This window comes from Acidovorax sp. KPB24-03 (genome assembly GCF_057546605.1).
This window is the reverse complement of sequence record NZ_BAAJYR010000841.1, coordinates 1-766: the sequence shown is the minus strand read 5'-3', so window position 1 is coordinate 766 and position 766 is coordinate 1. Positions and strand designations below refer to the sequence as shown.

Annotated in this window: 1 pseudogene; it reads right to left on the bottom strand. The window is 75.5% G+C overall.

The window, feature by feature from the left end:
* A pseudogene (locus tag AC27KI_RS26365) lies at nucleotides 1–688 on the bottom strand (hypothetical protein); the annotation flags it as partial.
* Between the last annotated feature and the right edge of the window lie 78 nt (nucleotides 689–766).

Below are 766 nucleotides of genomic sequence, written 5' to 3'. Positions count from 1 at the left end.
CAGCCCCACCCGCACCTGCAGCCAGGCCAGCCCCCCCGGCGAGCACCATCAGCACCAGCCCGGCCACCACCAGGGTGTGGTCGATCTGGCGCATGCTGGTCTGCAACTGGGCGGCGGGGCCGTAGACCGTGAGCGCCACCGGGGTGGGCGGCTGGCCCAGGGGGATCGGCAGCGTCAGCGACAGCAGCGGCTCCTGCAGCGGCCCGGTCGCCAGGTGCAGCAGGGCCGAGCCCCGCACAGGCTCGGGGGCGGTGGGCAGGCGGTCCATGTCCCACAGCGAGCGCGAACGCAGCACCTGGCCACCCGCCTGGGCGCGCCAGTACCACCCGGCGTAGATGGCGCTGAATTCGTCCGCCCCCCCGGTGGCTTCGCGCAGTTCGCCATTGGGACCCTGCTGCAGCCGCACGCCCACGCGCTGGGCCTTCTCGCGCAGCACCTGCTCGAAGCCCCCCAGCAGGCTCTGGTGCATCTGCCCGCGCAGCCACAGGCCCCCGGAGGCCACCAGGAGCAGCATGGGGACCAGTGCGAGCAACGCGATGCGCGTGGCCATGGGCCACTGGGCCAGCGCCAGCGCCCATGCGGACAGACCGCGCGCCGGCGGGGCCGGCGTGGGCGGCGTGTCCGGTGCAGGCAGCGGGTCGATGCCGCCGGGCGCCATCGCCGGGCCTGGCGGGCCTGGCGGGCCCATCAGCCCGGCACCTCGGGCAGCAGCAGGCGAAAGCCCTGGCCGCGTTCGGTGACCAGTTGCGGCGCGCCGCCGAGCTTG